Genomic DNA, 17,174 nt, shown 5'->3' on the forward strand with positions numbered 1-17,174 from the left:
ATTCCCTCGAATCGCGGCTCGTGATTGCATCAGAGGGGACGGTGCGAGCGAAGGAACGACGGGACAGCGGACAAGCCGATCTTCTGCGCTCTCGGCTGGACGCGGTTATCGACATGGACCATGCCCTGGTGAAGCTTTCGCGGACGATCGACTGGTCGTTCCTCGAGGAGCGGTTCGGCGAAGGACAAGCCGAGCCGGCCGCCGCTGCCGACCCGCCTGATGGCCGGGTTAACCATCCTCAAGCACAACCTCTCCGACGAGGTGCTGTGCGAGCGCTGGGTGGAGAACCCCAACTACCAGTTCTTCTGCGGCGAGGGGTTCTTCCAGCACCACTTGTGTTCGATCGTTCCTCGCTGACACCAGCGCATGGCGAGGAGAAGTTGCAAGCACTGCTCCAGGAGCCTCTCGGTCGCCAGCAGGACCGAGGCGAGAAGCCGTCCGATCTCAATCGCGTTATCATCGACACCACGGTGAGGCCCAAGAACGTGATTTTCCCGACCGCTGCGCGGCTTCTGAACCGCGCCAGCGAGATGCTGGCGCGGCTCGCCAAAGGAGCCGGCATCAAGTTGAGCCAGTCGGGCAAGTTCGCGCTGATCAAGCACCAGCGCTATGCCCAAGCCAAGCAGTTCAAGCGTGCCAACCGGGCCTTGAGGACGCTTCGAACCTAGCCGCGTCATTCGCGACATCGCCCGCAAGCTCAACGGCAACGTCCGCTTGCTCGATGGGGTCGCGCTCGGCCGCATGCTGGCGCGGGCGCGATGCGCGTTCGATCAGAAACAGCGCCAGCGCAAGGTCTGCACGCACCGGGGGTGGAATGCATCGGCACGGGCGCACCGGCCCTACGAGTTCGAGGCCAAGGTCTCCGTTGCCACGACAGTCGCATCCCAAGGGCGGCCAGTTCGTCGCCCATGTGAAGGCGCTGCCCGCCCCCCTATGACGGCCATACGCTCAAGAATGTGATCCCGGATATGGAGGCGATGATCGGCAACACCATCGAGCGCATGTTGCTCGACAAAGGCTACCGCGGTCACAATGCCCCACCCGAATACAAGCTCAGGGTGTTCATCTCAGGTCAGAAGCGGCGGGTGACGCCACAGGTCAAGCGCGGGCTGCGCCGCCACTCCGCCGTCGAGCCGGTCATCGGCCATCTAAAATCCGAACACCGGATGGGCCGCAATTACCTCTGGCACCGCCAGGGCGACGCCGCCAAATGCCGTCCTCGCCGCCTCGGGCTACAACTTCCGGCGTCTCCTGCGCTGGCTCGAGCTCTTTTTGCCCCAAATCCTCACCCAGCTCATGCTCCGACTTCAGCTCGCCCTTAGCTGAAATCCAGGTTCTTCACGGAGGACTAAACAGCTTCTAACTAGGCGATTGGCTTTCTCTTCACACGCTTGATCTGCCCGACGAAGTGAACAGCGTCCGCTCTCCAGCCGTCAGTTGACTGCACGTGTGACTTCGCCTAAGCCCAGTATCAGTCGCCTCCCCGGCCGGCGTCCAGGAACTGAGAGCCAAAATCGAAGGTTACGCCCGCCCGCTGAAGCACTGGCGCGGCGATCGCAAAGAGGCAGTAGTCGGCGAACGCCATGAAACAGTTGCCATGCACGTTGTTAGAGGGGTTCAGGTGCTTCTTCTGAACTCCAAACGGGCAATGAATTGTGCCGTCCGGGGAGCCATTTTGCACTTCGAGGCGTTGTCGCTCCAGGTTCGCCACCCTGCGAATTCGCCCTCAACGTCGCCGTTGAGATCCGGGAAATGACTATCTGTTCTCGCCGTCTGGGGCAAGAATGTACGTCTTCAAATACTTACACTATCTCGATTCGTCGCCGGGTCGCTTCAGGGATTCAACAGTTCGCAGAGGACTGCCGGCCGTCATCGACCAACAAAGAAGACGCTTAGCGCGCGCCTTTCCCATGCCGCATCCACTTTTGGGGAGTTAGCTTGCCGATCGCGGCGTTCAGCCAGCACGGAAGGATTCCACGCTCATGAGATTGCCGATTCCTTTGCCAATTCGTCCAACACCTGTTTGGTTGCTTGATACGCTAGCTCAACGATTTCGTCGATCTCAACCTCGGAACAACTAGAGGCGGTGCGAAGCCAAGAATGTCTCCATGCGGCATGGCTCGTGCAATAAGCCCCCGATCGCGAGCCGCCTTTGAGATGCGGGCGCCGACCTTCAGCTCCGGATCAAATCGCCGCTTCGTCTGACGATCGGCAACATACTCGATTGCGCCTAGCAGGCCCACGCCGCGAACTTCTCCGACGATTTCTAGTTGTGCAAACCGCTCCTTGAGCCGCTTTTGAAAGTGCGCGCCGACAGTCAGGGCGCGATCGCTCAGTCGCTCCTTCTCGACGATGTCGAGCACCGCATTGGCGGCCGCTGCCGCGATGGGATGTCCGGAGTAAGTATAACCATGGGAGAACGCTCCGACGCGATCGGCGCCTTCCTCCATAACGTTGTAAACTCTCTCGCTGACGATAGCTCCGGAGAGCGGCATGTACCCGGATGTCAGGCCTTTTGCGACAGTGACAAGATCTGGTTCGATCCCGTACAGCGTGCTCCCGAAGTCCGCGCCAGTTCGACCAAATCCACAGATGACTTCATCGGCAATCAAGAGGACGTCGTCACGCTTTATTTCACGCCAGTAGCCCGCAGGCGGCGGCGTGATACCACCCGTGCCGAGCACCGGCTCAGCAATGAAAGCACCAACCGTTTCTGAACCCTCTCGCACGATTAGCTGTTCGAGCTCCGCCGCTCGCCGGCGAGAAAAGTCATCTTCCGTCTCGCCCGGTTCGGCGCCCCAATAGTGATGCGGCGTGCCTGTATGGAGAACGCCGGGAAAGGCAGGTCCATGTAATCGTGATAGAATGACATACCGGTCATTGAGCCGGAGATCACCGAGCACCCATGATACCCGCGCTCGCGCGAAATGATCTTCTTCTTCTTTGGCAGGCCGCGCAGATTATTGTAGTACCAGACGAGCTTTGCTTGCGTCTCGTTGGCATCCGATCCCGAGAGCCCGAAGAACACTTTGCTTGCCTTGCCAGGCGCCATGCGCACGAGTCGGTCCGACAGCGTAGCCAGCTCTTCAGTCGTGTGCGCTGCAAAAGTGTGGTAGTAGGCCAAGCTGTAGGCTTGGCGCGCAATGGCTTCGGCCACTCGGTGCGACCGTAGCCGATGTTTACACAGTAAAGGCCAGCAAAGCCGTCGATATAACTGCGCCCCTCTGCGTCCTTGATATGAATGCCTTTTGCGTAAGTGACGATCGTCGGGTCTCCAATTTTGCCGGTGGCGAAGTCCTTGAGCTGGGTGAAAGGATGCAAAACACTTGAGCGATCCCGTTCAGCAATGGTCTTGATGTCCGTCATGTCACTCTCCTATGCCGCCAGGTCGCCGAAGCAGACGTATTTCAGTTCCATAAACTCTGCCAATCCGTGTCGCGACCCTTCGCGACCGAGCCCGGACCGTTTCCATCCCCCGAACGGAATGGGTGACCCAGTAAATGAAACTGTATTGATACCGAGCATGCCGCACTCGATCCGCTCTGACAGTCGCATCGCTCGACGTAGATTGTCAGTGTAGACGTAGCCAGCGAGCCCCATTTCGCTAGCGTTTGCCCGGGCGATAACTTCTTCTTCCGAATCGAAAGGAAGCACGGCGGCCACCGGCCCGAATGTTTCCTCGCGAGCGATGAGCATGTTTTCAGTGACGTCGCTAAGTAAGGTCGGAGGAACGAAATTTGGACCTAAGCCAGCGCCCTGCTGCGGCGAGACAACACGCGCACCCTTCTTCACCGCATCGTCGATCTGTGACCTGCACTTCTCAGCGACTGACAGCTTGGTCATTGGCCCGACATCTGTTGTAGGCTCCAGGCCATGGCCCATTCTGAGCTGAGCTGCCCCGGCGGCAAACTGTTCAACGGAGGCGCCATAAATGCTTCTTTGCACATAGACGCGGTTGGCGGCCAAACAGTCCTGACCAGACGTAGCAAATTTTTCCGCCATCGCCCCCTTGACGGCCTTCTCAAGATCAACATCGTCGAACACTAGAAAAGGAGCATGGCCGCCCAGCTCTAGTGATACCTTTCTTAACGCTCTCGGCTGCCCCCTCAAGAAGCAAACGGCCCACTTCTGTAGAACCCGTAAACGAAAGGGCGCGTATTCTCGTGTCGCTCAACAGGGCTTTCGAAAGTTCGACCGGATTGCCGACGAGCACCTGAACCACACCCTGCGGGAGCCCAGCCTGCTCGGCCAGCCTGGCTAGCGCTAGCGCGGATAACGGCGTCTCGTACAATGATCGAACATCCGGCTGCTAGGGCGGCCCCCGCCTTCCGTGTAATCATCGCTATAGGAAAATTCCACGGGGTTATCGCCGCCGCGACACCTGCCGGCTGCATTCGCACGTGAAGCAGGCTTCCAGCCTTATGGCTTGGGATCGTCTCACCGTATGCCCGCTCTCCCTCTGCTGCGAACCACTCAAGAAAGCCGGCACCGTACGCGATTTCCTGACGTGCCTCAGCAAGCGGCTTACCTTGCTCGCTCGTTACGAATGGCGAGTTTCTCATCGTGCTCGAGCATCAACGAGGCCCACCTTCGGAGAAGCGCTCCCCTCGTTGCGGGCAGTAATTCCCGCCACATAGGAAAAGACCGCTCGGCCGCGGCTATTGCCAGATCCATCTCTGCGGCCCCGCAACGGACAACCTCCGCGATCTCCTCGCCCGTCGCGGGATCGATCACATGGTGCCGCTCGTCGCAGGACACCCACTGCCCGTCGACGAGGGCCGCTCCAGACAGAAAATCACGACGGCTCAGATTTTGCAGATGCCTGCTCGCCAGACCGCCCCACTGCGGACGTTTGTGCCTGTTACTTCGAAACGTCATTTGGGGGTCCCACGCAGTCATTCTGTTGAAATTGCCCATGCAATCAGGACTGATAGTGCGTAGAGATTTGCGTCGCATTTTCAGGCGGCTCGGACCATTTCCTGCGACACCCACGCACTTGGCGACGGAATGCACCTGAAGGCTGGAGCTCATTCATGCAATACGACCGGATAGACGCCCGTATCCTGGAGATCGTCGAGAAAAATAACCGGTTGACGTCCGAGATTATCGGTGAAATGGCCGGGCTTTCGGCCACGGCCTGCCAGCGCCGGTTGAAGCGCCTCCGGTCGGACGGAATAATTGAGGCCGATGTTTCTATCGTTTCCGCACGAGCAGTGGGAAGACCCATCCAGATGCTTGTGCTCGTGAGCCTCGAACGAGAGCGTTCAGATATCATCGACAAGTTCAAGAAGGCCATCAACTCCTCGGCTGAGGTCGTCAACGGCTTTTACGTCACTGGCGATGCCGATTTCGTTCTATACATTACCGCCCGAACCATGGAGGACTACGAGCATTTCACGCGTCGCTTCTTCTATGAGAACTCGGATATCAAGGGCTTCAAAACGATGGTCATAATGGATCGTGTGAAGTCAGGTTTTGCCATTCCGATTGAGTCTCCATCCGAGGAGTGAACGTGGCGCTCGTCCCTCGGGCTAAGGCTTCGCGCGGTTTTTCATCGCGCATTCGTCCAGAACGCCAAGAACAACCGCCCTCTTGCTCTACTCTGCTCGCTGGCAAGCTTTCTTAAGCGGTTTCCTTCCGGATGCTTCTCAAAGCAGCCAGTTCGACCAAATGGTGCGTCAATCGATCGCGTGAGCCATCCAGTCTGACGGGACGATGCGAAATACAAGGACTGGGCAGAAGCTCCTCTGCGGTTCACTTGGTGAAGTAGATCCACTTGCTTCGGCGTACATGTTGGCAGCGCCGATACCCCTGCTCACGACAAACAACATCAATCTCGAGGATTGGATCGCGGCGACACGGGTATGCCACCCACGAAGGCGCAGGTTATTGATAGCACGAAGCATCCGGGCCACCTCGCTGATCCGTCGCAGGTTGCACTTGCATTAGAAGAGATGGTTATTCGCGTCCGAGGCGAACAGGATCATGTTCCATGGGAATTTTCCGGAGGTGACCGTTGCTGCAAGGTCTTGGTGATCGAGCTGCGCCAATCGGACAAAGTGTATGGCTGAGTGCCTAGTGCTTTAGGCCAGCACTGGCCGCAACAATTCAATAATCGGATGCGAGGCAGGGACTGAGATGATCACGTCGTCCAAGCTGGGGAGATTGCACGCCGATGGAATCCCGCACCACTCCGCCTTCTCACCTTCCGTCGCATCTGGATAGCGAGCGTGCTTGCTAATCTCGGCGCTCTCATTCGGAGCGTCGGCGCCGCTTGGGCAATGACTCAGATGACATTCTCCGCCGACAAGGTCGCGCTCGTGCAGACCGCCCTGATGTTGCCGGTCATCAATGCCGGCCGGCGCAATCGCTGACATGTACGACCGGCGTATCGTTGCATTGGTCTCGGTCGGTATCGCACTCGCCGGCCCATCGGCGCTGACGACGCTCGCTTGGCTTGACTTGATCACTCCGAATTTGTTGCTGGCTTTGTGCTTCGTCGTCGGAAGCGGCATGGCACTGATGGATCCTGCCTGGCAATCCTCGGTCGGCGAACAAGTGCCGTTGGAAAGTCTTCCCGCGGCAGTGGCGTTGAACAGTATCAGCTATAACATTGCGCAAAGCGTGGGTCCGGCCATCGGCGGTATCGTGGTTGCAACTGCGGGTGCGGCCGCCGCATTCGCGCTTAACGCCTTGCTTTATATTCCGCTGATCGTCGCGCTGCTCTTATGGAAACGCATCTCAGCACCGAGTCGCCTGCCGCCTGAGACGCTTAGTCGCGCTATCGTTTCAGGTGTGCGCTACCTAATAAATTCGCCGTCGATCATGATCGTGCTGGTGCGCTCCATGATTATGGGTCTAATCGGCGGCGGGATTATTGCACTCATGCCGCTTGTAGCTCGCGACTTGCTGCATGGCGGCGCACAGACGTATGGTACTTTGCTCAGCGCTTCTGGTCTTGGCGCGGTGGTCGGAGCACTCAGTATCACCGAGCTGCGCAAACGCATGGCTGGCGAGGCGGCAATCAAAGCATGCGCTTTTTCAATGGGCCGAGCGGTTACCGCAGTTGCTCTAAGCGGAGCGCCGGTGTTGACGGCGGTCGCGCTGTTCCTCGCGGGCGCTGTGTGGATGATCGCCTGGGCGCTGTTTAATATCGCGGTGCAGTTGGTAGCACCGCGATGGGTCGCCGGCCGATCGCTGGCGGCCTACCAGGCGGCGGGATCGGGCGGAATTGCCATTGGTAGCTGGGCCTGGGGTTACCTAGCCGATATCACGGGCGTACAAACAGCCCTGCTGATTTCGGCCAGTTTTATGCTTGTAACACCGCTTTTGGGACTTTGGCTATCGATGCCACGCATCAGCGCTCGTGAGCAAGAAGCAGAGATGCTGGCCGATCCCGAAGTTGGGCTCGAACTTTCGGGACACAGCGGTCCGCTTGTGGTCGAGATTGAATATCGGGTATCGCGAGAGAAAGCGCGCGCCTTTCACAATGTGATGCAGGACGTGCAGCTATTCCGCCAGCGTACCGGGGCCTATGGCTGGTCCATTGCGCGCGACATCGCCGACCCCGAACTCTGGACTGAGCGCTATCACTGTCCAACATGGCTGGACTATCTGCGACAGCGCAACCGGTCGACGCAGTCGGAGCGCGCCCTAGATGGACAGGCTGCGGCTTTCCACGTTGGTCCTGAGCCGATCCGTGTCCGCCGCATGCTGGAGCGCCCGTTCAAATCGGTGCGCCGGAACGATGAACCTGATGGAGCGGCGAAGGAATTGATGCATAGTCAAGGTCTGCTCGGAGCTGATGAGCTTGCCGAGGCGGGGCGCCAGACAGACAAGCTTGAGCAAAGCAAAGGTTGCTCTAAAGATCGTGGTGACCATGATCAGGCATTCACTATTAGGCGGATTGTCCTTTGGCCCCTTCAAAACACTAATCAAGCTCATCGGGCGAGCGACGACTTGGCTCTTTCATGAACTTGTTGCCCAGCAAGCACGGTAGGAAGCGAATGTCCTTGTTGGTGCCGAACATGTCAACTTTGGAGAAGGACCCGAATGGCCGCTAAGCGGCAGACCGCATGCGGTCTCTGCTCTCGAAGCTTAGAATGAAGATGGGGAATCCGAAGGAGTGGCCCATCAAGTCAGGACGAAATGCCTTCCTTCCACCTTCAACTCGAATGCCTCAACAAGCGCTGTGGCCTGGCGTCTTCTGAGCTCGCCTGCGAGCAGTCGAAGCGTTTGGCTCGGTGCCAGGCCTACCAGGAAGGGTAGGTGCCACGGCAATCCCGACATGTGAAAGTTCTCTAGTGAAGAGGAGGCAAGCAAATGAACAGAAAGCAATATGAAGCCAGCCTTACGTAGGAGACGGCGACTCGTTGGCGACTTCCGGTCAACAGATGTACGCGGTAGTATTTTGAGGTATTTCGAAACCACGGAGCTGACATGCTGAAACCGTCGGACCTGATGATTCCGCGGAACGCTCGACCGACCTTCACACAGGATGACCTAACCGCACGTTCGATCGGACTGTAATGGCATGCACGCCAATGTCACGACTGAACAGCTTTTTCTGGCGATACGGGGCTGCCACTTTGGAGAATGCTACCATGAGTGAACTGAACGTCACAAGAAATGTCATTCCGCGCACCGACATTGTCAAACAGACAGCTCGCATTGGCGCCGAAATCAGGAACATCAAGCTTTCGGCCGATTTGCCGGAAAAGACTATTGTTGCGCTAAGACATTTGCTGCTGGAGCACAAGGTCATCTTTTTCCGCAAGCAAGATCATCTAGACGACGCCGAGCAAGAGCGCTTTGCTCTTCTTTTCGGTAAGCCTTCGCCTTATCCCGAGGGAAAGTTGCCAATTCTTGAAATAGATTCCGTACGCGGGGATATTCAAGCTGACGTTTGGCACGTTGATTGGTCCTGCATGGATGCTTATCCGAAGATTTCCATACTGCGAGGTGTTGTTATTCCGCTGGTCGGCGGCGACACAGTGTGGTCAAATACGGCGGCCGCATATCTCGAATTGCCCCGCCCGTTGCAGCGGCTTGCCGATGAACTTTGGGCTGTTCACAGCTTTCCGGGAGCCTTTAAGAAGCTTTATACGGAAACGCTTGCCAGACCTAGAATTGAGACCGAACATCCGGTCGTCCGCGTTCACCCCGAGACCGGCGAACGCGCGCTGGTGCTAGGGTCTTACGTAGAACGTTTTGTGGGAATTTCGCGGTCCGACGGTCAGAAGTTGTTCGAGCTATTTGAATCTCATATCACTGCGCCGGAAAACACGATGCGTTGGAAGTGGAAGCAGGGTGATGTTGCTATTTGGGACAATCGGGCCACGATGCATTGTGCGACGAAGGATTTCGGTGAAGAACGCCGGGTCGTTCGACGCGCGACCGTTGAGGGGGAGGTGCCAATCAGTGTCGATGGTCGCCACAGTGCCGCGCGTTTCAAGTTCATCCAGGGGCCACCTGAAAATGTCGTCTAACACCTCCACCAAAATCGGCGGAGATCTACCCGATGCAAGATCCGTCCCCGCGCGCAATTACTATTCACTCCCGAAGTCAGAAGAAAACAAGCGGGTGAGCCGTTGTTTTTGAGGCGCCGGTGTGCGGAACGTTCTGCAAAAATCTGAGAGGCGCAGGCTGGCGCATTAAGTTCGATCGACACGGAATCCATCCTAAAAATTGAACTTCACCCAGCCGGCGTCCTCGGCATCAGCGCAATCACCGCGGTGCCGAACGAACCTCTCGCGCAGCCAGCCTTGCAGGCGATCGAACCGCTGCTCCCGCTCACGCTACTTGAACGTCTTCACCTCACCCGCCGCCACGTAGTCTTCATCGTGGGATGGTTGCACCCAGCTGCCGCGCAATCCGCTTCAGACCCTCCCGCGCGCCCCAGGCACAACATTTCCGCCCTGTCACCCGGAGTGACCTTGCGCCAAGGTTTTGTTCAACCCTGAGTTCGCCCCGGCGGTTGGATCTGCCCGTTGGGCGGGGGAAGCGACGGTAGCAGACGCGGAGCCTTGGGAATAGCGCAGCGCCTGATCCCGGCGCGGATGACAAGTGAAGGCGAACTCCGGCGGGGTTTTTCATCCGAGCTGCGAGTGTGGTCGTGCATTGCTGTAATTGGCTCCCGAACATCCAAGCGTGATGCGGGCCTGGGCCAGCGATGTGAACTGCGTCTCGTTCAACCATTCTCCCGCGGCCGGCTGTTAGGCTCTCGGTAAAGGCGTTCTACATGGGCTCGCTCGGCGCGATGTAGGGCCATGCGACGCGGCTCTCTTCGGTCCAGGTCAGATGGCATTGCCGGTAAACTCGCTACCGTTGTCGCTAACCACCATTTTGGGTTTGCTCCGCTTCATCACCAGCCGGTCCAGTTCCCGCGCGACCCGCCCCCCCCGAGAGCCAGGTGTCGTCACAAGCGCCAGGCCCTCGTGTGTGCAATCATCTACCACGGTGCGGCGGCCATCGGTGAGTTGATCGTGAGACGAAGTCGAGCGACCAGCGGTCGTTCGGCGGCATCGTCTTGGGCACTCGGGGATCGTGTCCCTGAGCGTGGTGTAACTGGCGGTGGGACACCGCGTTCGCCGGCAAGAGCCGGACTGGTCAGCTGGCGATAGCCGGGCGGCGGACGGTTGGATCATCGCTCAACGGCGCGATGGTTTCCAGCGTCATGTAACGGGCGCGCTGGACGGCCCATTCATCGTTCTGTTCGAGCAAGATCGCGCCGATGAGGCGGACGATGGCGTCCTCATTGGGGAAGATGGCGACGACCTCGGTCCAGCGCTTGATCTCGCCGTTGAGGCGCTCGATCGGGTTGGTCGAGTGCAGCTTGGTGCGGTGCTGCGGTGGGAACGCCATGTAGGCCAGCACATCGGTCTCGGCCTCGTCGAGGAAGCTGGCGAGCTTGGGTAGCTTGGGGCGGAGCTGATCGGCGACCTTCGGCCATTGCGCTCGTGCGGCCTCGGCATCGTCCTGGACAAACGCAGTGGCGATGGAGGCGGAGACGACACGCCGTCCGCTTTTGCCGGCATGGGCCAGCGCGTTGCGCATGAAGTGCACGCGGCAACGCTGCCAACTGGCGTTGAGCACCTTGGCGACGGTCGCCTTGATGCTCTCGTGGGCGTCGGAGACGACCAGCTTGACGCCGCGCAGGCCGCGGCGGGCGAGCTTGCGCAGGAACACCGTCCAGAATGTCTCGGCCTCCGAAGGACCAATGTCCATGCCGAGAACTTCGCGCCGGCCATCGCTGTTCACGCCGACCGCGACGATCACCGCGACCGACACGATGCGCCCCTGCTGGCGCAGCTTCACGTAGGTGGCGTCGACCACAGATAGGGCCAATCGCCCTCGATCGGGCGAGCGAGGAACGCCTTCACCTTGTCATCGATCTCCGCGCACAGCGGCGAGACCTGGCTCTTGGAGATGCCGCTCATGCCCATCGCCTGCACCAGATCGTAGACGGAGCGGGTCGAGACGCCCTGCACATAAGCTTCCTGCACCACGGCGGTGAGCGCCTTCTCGGCCATCCGGCGCGGCTCCAGAAAGCCGGGGAAGTAGGAGCCTTTGCGCAGCTTGGGAATGCGCAGCTCGACCGTGCCGGCGCGGCAGGTCCGGTCGCGGTAGCCGTTGCGCTGCGCCAGCCGCTCGGGGTTCTTCTCGCCGTAGGCGGCCCCGGTCTGGCCTTCCACTTCCAGCTCCATCAGGCGCTGGGCAGCAAAGCCGATCATCTCGCGCAGCAGATCCACATCAGGGGTCTTCTCCACGAGCGTGCGGAGGTTCATCATCTCATCGGTCATCGGTGGTTCCTCCAATCAGGTTGGTGTCAGCAACCCGACCCTACCGGCGAACTTCCGGTGACCACCGCAAAGCCGCCCCGCCCGCTACGGCGCCATGGGAGAGCGCGCGTGCGGACGGCTTTGCTCTACCGAGCTACACCATCACTGGGGACACGACCCGCTCGGGATCGCTCGCTTGCCGCCGCCACGGCGACGAACCGCGAGCGTCCCTTCCACGTAGAGCCGGGAGGATTTCTTTTAGTTGATCGGGTAGCCCTCCCGCTTGAGCAGAACATGCAGGCGTCGATAGCCGAAGCGGCGACACTCCTGGGCTATCGCACGCATGCATTGACGCAGGCGGCATCCGCCCGGGGACGTTTGCTGATAATCATGAGGCCACAGCCGATGGCCCCTGTCGTTCGCTCACCCGTCGGCACCCGGAGCGCGCTTGACCTCTTGGCGCACGGAGATGCGGCCTGGGCGGGCGCGAATGAGATTGATCGCGTTCCGCCGGAGGGTGGCAAAGTTCTCGGGACGACGGTTGTTGGGCCTGATTCGGCAGGCGTCCTCGCCGAAGACGACATCGCGCACCCAGTGCAACTGGTTCTCTACTCCAATGGCTTCGGACGACCTGCAAAAATCGCTTTGCAGGCAGCGCTCGGACAGCACGTAATACACGAGCGGTTTGCCTGAGGGTTTGCTAGGCAACCGTCGGCGCGAGGTGATGCGGCCGTAGCCGCAACTCCGGGAAAGCGGTTTGCCATTTCCAAACTGCTGTTGCGTATGAAGGTAACGCGCCTGGATTCGTATCGATCGTGAGTGCTCGGCTAGAGCTGTTGTGAAAGGCTGCGCTTGCCCGAGCGGGCAAAGCAGCACTCGACCTCGGCAAACAATTTCCTTTGGTTTTCCTTGAAGAGCCGGCAAATAGTGGGCGCCGCGTGCGAGCACCTTGCTGGCTAAAGGGCGAATGCAATGCAGAGCGTCGGCCGTAGCGATGCAGCCTTCGAGCGAGAGCATCTGCAGCCCTTTCGGCGCCCCTCGCGCCTCGGCGCCATGCGCTAGGGAAGCGCCTTGCGCGCTTTGGTAGCGAAGACATTGACCATCAGCTGCGCAGCGCTGCGGCCTCGTTCGTAGGCCCCTCCATGACCTTGCCATCGACCGCCACCACAGGGTGAGCTTGATCCCGTTGGCCTCGGCGAAAGGCTACCATAGGAGATCGGAAAGGCTTGCCCGAAGGCCACCCGATGTAGCGCGTTCAACACGCGGCTGGAGGTGTCATGACTGGGCACTCCATGCTGTAGTCGAAGGAACTGCCGCGGTTTTGCTGGAACAGCTGGTCGGCGAGCGCAACCCTGCTCTTGGTACTTGCAATCTCTTGGACGATCGCGGGCACGTTCCAGCGGGTTGCGGCTTTGCGCGCTAGTCACGTGAATCTAAAGTTCGCCACATAAAGTCTGCAGGGCTTTGTGGCAGAAGCGTTTGACGGAAGCCAAGATCTGGTCTGCGGACTTAGTCCATTTGAAGGGCTTCGGGTTAATGTTGTGCAGTTCGATGAAGGTACGGGATGTCGGCCTCGAGCTGTCTGATGGGCGTGTGAACACCGCGCTGGATCTGCTTTCTGGTGAGTTCAGCGAACCAGCGCTCGATCTGATTGATCCATGACGCGGAAGTCGGCGTGAAGTGGACATGATAGTGCCGGCGGGCGGAGCCACGCTTTGATATTAGGTGTCTTATGGATGGCGTGGTTGTCCATGACGATATGGACAGCGAGCCCTCAGGGATTTGAGCGTCGATCTCTTTGAGGAACTTCAAGAACTCGACCGCCCGATGGCGCATTTGCCAATGACAAAGCCGGAAGCGACATCGAGGACTGCAAACAGCGTGGTCGTACTATGCCGCACACGCTGTGGGTGCGACGTTCCGGCACGCCCGGCATCATCGGCAGGACCGGCTGCTCGCGATCCAGGGCCTGGATCTGGCTCTTCTCGTCGATGCTGAGGACGAGGGCTCGGTTCGGTGGGGACAAGTAAAACCCGACAATATCGCGCACCTTATCGACGAATAGGGAACGCTCGACAGTTTAAATGTCTGACTGCGGTGCGGCTGCAAGCCAAACGCCATCCACATTCCGCGGATCGTGGTGTGAGAAAAGCCAGTTTCCGCGGCCATCGAGCGGATCGACCAGTGTGTCGCGTCGCGCGGCGTCGCACGCAATGTCCGCTCGATTACCTCAGCAACCTGATCGTCGCTGATGGTTCGAGGACGGCCAGGGCGGGCTTCGTCAAGCAGTCTATCACAGCGATCCTTCAAAAATCGGCGGCGCCACTTACCAACAGTGTGTTCGTGGAGACCGAGTTCGGCAGTCACCGACCTGCTTGGCAAGCCATCCGCACACCGCAGGATCGCGCGGCAGCGCCCAGATAGCGATCGGGCAACGCGATGACGATGAACCTGCCTCTCCAAGTACGCACGCTCCTGCGACTAAGAACCAGCGGCGCGATCGGCCGGCCTCGCTCACCTGCATTCGCCACGAGCACTCTCCTCGGTAGAGATTCGAGCTATCAACTAATGTGACGAACTTGCGTTCCAGAAGACTAGTGTCTTGGTGATCAACTCATCCTCTATCGTGCAGAACCTGCCGCTACGTATCTCATCATAGAGCTCCTCGCTCCGATTGACGATGAAGCGCTTGCCCCATTTACCGATCGTATAGGCCGGCGCCAAGTCGCGTCGATAGCGTGCTGCTTTGCGCTCACATGCCACCACGATCTTTGCCGGCCGAGGTTGATGGAAGAACTGGACTTTCCCCCGGGCGGCCTCCCTTCATTCGCGATGAGACTTGCTAAGTCGGCCCTGAAGAAGCAGGTGGGTCCGAGCGGTGAAATCGCCATAGAGCACATCATCTGGTCGCAATCGAGTTCGGTACGAAAGACAACCGGCATATTCTTAAGGTGCCTCCATGTTTGTCTCACCATCCATGTCCAGTTGATGACGACGATGTCGCGCACCTGACGAAGCGTCCACGCCATTCCACCGGAATGGTTACACTTATGTGGAATTAATCCTCTTAAGCAAGCGAGGACCATATTCGCGAGTGGCACGTGGATTGCTACGATGAGGAGCAAGCGGCCCGGCTGTGCTTTGAGCGTTGGAATGAGGACGAGGTTTGAAGCCACAAGCAGCATCTGCTGAAGCTGAGCAATACTCCACCTTCCATAGATAATATAGGTGCACTAAGGAGATAGATTATGAAACTTGCTTCCGGATGTAAGGCCTTTTGGGAGGCCGCTCACAAGTACTACCCCGATCAAATGACGACCGGAGGGCGCCTTGATCAGCTAAGCGGAATAAAAAGCGTCGTGGATGCTGACCACTCTGGCCGCTTTGCAAAGCCTTCGGCGCGAGGATGGAGAGCGTCTATGGACCCCAGAACTTTTAACAAGCGATCCACAGCCATCGGAACCTTGGCGCTGACCTACAAGGGGTTAATAACCATCAAAACTCCCTATGATCTGGCCTTATATACAAGGCTCATTTGGGAACTTCAGCCGAGAACAATTTTGGAACTAGGGTCCTTTCAGGGAGGCAGCGCACTTTGGTTTGCCGATCATATGTCCATGCTGTGTGACACTCCAGGCGAAGTTCACTCCTTCGATCTGCATACCAAGTGTGTCCATGACGACGCAAAGCATCCACTGGTTACCTTTCATCAGATTGACCTTACGAACGTTGCGACTTTCGATGAGGACCTGCTGACGAGACTACCTCATCCTTGGCTTGTGACTGACGATGCACACGTGCAGATATTCTCGGTGTTTTCTCACCTGAACCGCTTCATGTTATCAGGAGATTACTATGTTATTGAAGACGATCCGATAAGGGCAGATAAAGAAATCATCGATGGGTTACAGTTGGTCGAGCAGTCAGGATTCTTGGTCGATACCTATTACACTGATGCATTTGGGGACAATCTTACTTGCGCTCCAAACGCATGGCTTCGAAAGTCGTAAGCGGTGGCTGCTGCCGATTTGAAGGACACCGAGATCAGGCGTTTCATAAAGCCGGAAGTGGGCGATGATAGAGACCGAAGTTCAGTCGCGAGTTCAAGATCTAGGCGATCAAGGTGGTTAGCGAGTGTCGGTGGCGCAGGCCGGGCGCGGCTTGGATGTTCATGAGAGCGTGGAACGTCCACAGAGATGTTGTCCGTCCCGGTAGACGAAATTCTCTGAGCCAGAGAAGGAACGAAATTGGGGTAGTCCCTGAAACGGGCTGTCTACGTTGATCGAGGGCTAAAGAGTCGCCCGTGAAGAGCTCCCAAGCCGTTGACTTGGAATCCGGAATTTGCCGTGACTGGATTCCGGAAAGTAGGCGCTTCAAGCGGGATGCACTGCAAACTTGACGTTCGATTCACTTGCAGGATCTTGATCAGGTCATCGACATGAAGCATGTGCTGGGAGAGCTGACCCGCACGGTGGATTGGAGCTTCTGAAAGAGCGGTTCGGCGGGGTTTATACCGATGATCCCGGTCGGCCGCCGCTGCCGACGCGCTCGATGGCGGGACTGGCGATCCTCAAGCACACATAAGACCTCTCCGACGAGGTTCTGTGCGAGCGATGGGTCGAGAATCCCTATTACCAACACTTCTTTGGCGAGGAGTTCTTCCAGAACCGGCTGGTGTTCGATCGCTCATCGCTGACGCGCTGGCGTAACCGCATGTGCGAGGAGCGGTTGGCTGCGCTGATCCAGGAGAGCCTGTCAGTTCCACCAAAACCAAGGCGATCAAACCCTCCGAGCTGTCGCAGGTGATCGTCGACACCACGGTCAGCCCAAGAACGTGACGTTCCCTACGGATGCGAATCCTCTGAACCGGGCGCGCGAGAAGCTGGTACGGCTGGCGCAGCGTCACGGGATGGCTTGCGCCAGTCCTATGCGCGGGTAGGCAAGTTCGCTCTGATCTAGCATCAGCAGTATGCCCACGCCAAGCAGTTCAAGCGCGCCAATCGGAAGCTCAAGACGCTACGGACCTATCTCGGCCGCATCATCCGTGACCTCAGCCGCAAGATCGATGATGATGGCGGGCTCGAAGCGGCGCTCGCAAAGTTGCTCGCGCTGGCGCGGCGCGTGCGCGAGCAGAAGCAGCATCAGCGCGGGCCGAGGGTTTATTCCCTGCACGCGCCCGAGGTCGAGTGCATCGGCAAAGGCAAGGCCCATCAGCCTTACGCGTTCGGCGTCAAAGTCTCCGTCGCCACCACGATCGGCCACGCCAAGGCAGCCAGTTCGTCACCTATGTGAAGGCGCTACCTGGCACTCCCTATGACGGTCACAGGCTGGCCACCATGATCCCCGTCATGGAGGCGCTCGTCGGCAACATGATCACGCGCATCCTCGCCGACG

5 protein-coding genes and 9 pseudogenes are annotated in these 17,174 nt (G+C 58.6%); 6 read left to right on the plus strand and 8 right to left on the minus strand.

Annotated elements, in window-relative coordinates; all coding sequences use genetic code 11:
• Positions 1–41 precede the first annotated feature (41 nt).
• A pseudogene (locus I6F12_RS24380) lies at positions 42–1,326 on the plus strand (IS5 family transposase).
• Between the two features lie 145 nt (positions 1,327–1,471).
• On the opposite strand, the gene I6F12_RS24385 reads toward I6F12_RS24380, so the two are convergent.
• From I6F12_RS24385 to I6F12_RS24395, 3 genes and pseudogenes are all read right to left on the minus strand, one after another.
• A complete protein-coding gene (locus I6F12_RS24385; RefSeq protein WP_225157402.1) occupies positions 1,472–1,711 on the minus strand; it encodes a hypothetical protein in 240 nt (79 codons plus the stop codon).
• 269 nt (positions 1,712–1,980) lie between these two features.
• Positions 1,981–3,366, minus strand: a pseudogene (locus I6F12_RS24390) (aminotransferase).
• Positions 3,367–3,375: 9 nt separating this feature from the next.
• Positions 3,376–4,878: pseudogene (locus I6F12_RS24395) on the minus strand (NAD-dependent succinate-semialdehyde dehydrogenase).
• A 155-nt stretch (positions 4,879–5,033) separates the two neighbouring features.
• Here I6F12_RS24395 and I6F12_RS24400 point away from each other — a divergent pair.
• The 3 genes and pseudogenes from I6F12_RS24400 to I6F12_RS24410 all read left to right on the plus strand — a co-directional run bounded on the left by I6F12_RS24400 (position 5,034) and on the right by I6F12_RS24410 (position 9,488).
• Positions 5,034–5,510: an Lrp/AsnC family transcriptional regulator gene (locus I6F12_RS24400; RefSeq protein ID WP_225157403.1), complete on the plus strand. Its 477-nt coding sequence runs from the start codon at positions 5,034–5,036 to the stop codon at positions 5,508–5,510.
• 628 nt (positions 5,511–6,138) lie between these two features.
• Positions 6,139–7,776, plus strand: a pseudogene (locus I6F12_RS24405) (MFS transporter); the annotation flags it as partial.
• An 827-nt stretch (positions 7,777–8,603) separates the two neighbouring features.
• Positions 8,604–9,488 (plus strand): TauD/TfdA family dioxygenase, encoded by an 885-nt coding sequence (locus I6F12_RS24410; RefSeq protein ID WP_225157404.1) that lies wholly within the window; start codon positions 8,604–8,606, stop codon positions 9,486–9,488.
• A gap of 432 nt (positions 9,489–9,920) precedes the next feature.
• On the opposite strand, the pseudogene I6F12_RS24415 reads toward I6F12_RS24410, so the two are convergent.
• The 5 genes and pseudogenes from I6F12_RS24415 to I6F12_RS24435 form a co-directional block, all read right to left on the minus strand.
• Positions 9,921–10,539 (minus strand): annotated as a pseudogene (locus tag I6F12_RS24415) (integrase core domain-containing protein); the annotation flags it as partial.
• Between the two features lie 69 nt (positions 10,540–10,608).
• Positions 10,609–11,801, minus strand: a pseudogene (locus I6F12_RS24420) (IS256 family transposase).
• 165 nt (positions 11,802–11,966) lie between these two features.
• Positions 11,967–12,137: pseudogene (locus I6F12_RS24425) on the minus strand (IS3 family transposase); the annotation flags it as partial.
• 66 nt (positions 12,138–12,203) lie between these two features.
• On the minus strand, positions 12,204–12,935 hold the full coding sequence (locus I6F12_RS24430) for an ISAs1 family transposase (protein ID WP_225157405.1): 732 nt from the start codon (positions 12,933–12,935) through the stop codon (positions 12,204–12,206).
• Positions 12,936–13,213: 278 nt separating this feature from the next.
• Positions 13,214–14,311, minus strand: a pseudogene (locus tag I6F12_RS24435) (IS630 family transposase).
• A gap of 717 nt (positions 14,312–15,028) precedes the next feature.
• Between I6F12_RS24435 and I6F12_RS24440 the strand changes: the two are divergent.
• Together I6F12_RS24440 and I6F12_RS24445 are read left to right on the plus strand one after the other, a co-directional pair.
• The gene (locus I6F12_RS24440; protein ID WP_225157406.1) at positions 15,029–15,790 is read left to right on the plus strand and encodes a CmcI family methyltransferase; all 762 of its coding nucleotides are present in this window, start codon (positions 15,029–15,031) and stop codon (positions 15,788–15,790) included.
• A 395-nt stretch (positions 15,791–16,185) separates the two neighbouring features.
• Positions 16,186–17,173, plus strand: a pseudogene (locus I6F12_RS24445) (IS5 family transposase); the annotation flags it as partial.
• Between the last annotated feature and the right edge of the window lies 1 nt (position 17,174).

The sequence above is a fragment of the Bradyrhizobium sp. IC4059 genome (assembly GCF_020193615.1).
GTDB lineage: Bacteria > Pseudomonadota > Alphaproteobacteria > Rhizobiales > Xanthobacteraceae > Bradyrhizobium > Bradyrhizobium yuanmingense.

Coding starts and splice junctions, on each gene's coding strand:
- I6F12_RS24440 (WP_225157406.1), top strand. CDS start 15,029: ATGAAACTTGCTTCCGGATGTAAGGCCTTTTGGGAGGCCGCTCACAAG.
- I6F12_RS24410 (WP_225157404.1), top strand. CDS start 8,604: ATGAGTGAACTGAACGTCACAAGAAATGTCATTCCGCGCACCGACATT.
- I6F12_RS24430 (WP_225157405.1), bottom strand. CDS start 12,935: ATGGCAAGGTCATGGAGGGGCCTACGAACGAGGCCGCAGCGCTGCGCA.
- I6F12_RS24400 (WP_225157403.1), top strand. CDS start 5,034: ATGCAATACGACCGGATAGACGCCCGTATCCTGGAGATCGTCGAGAAA.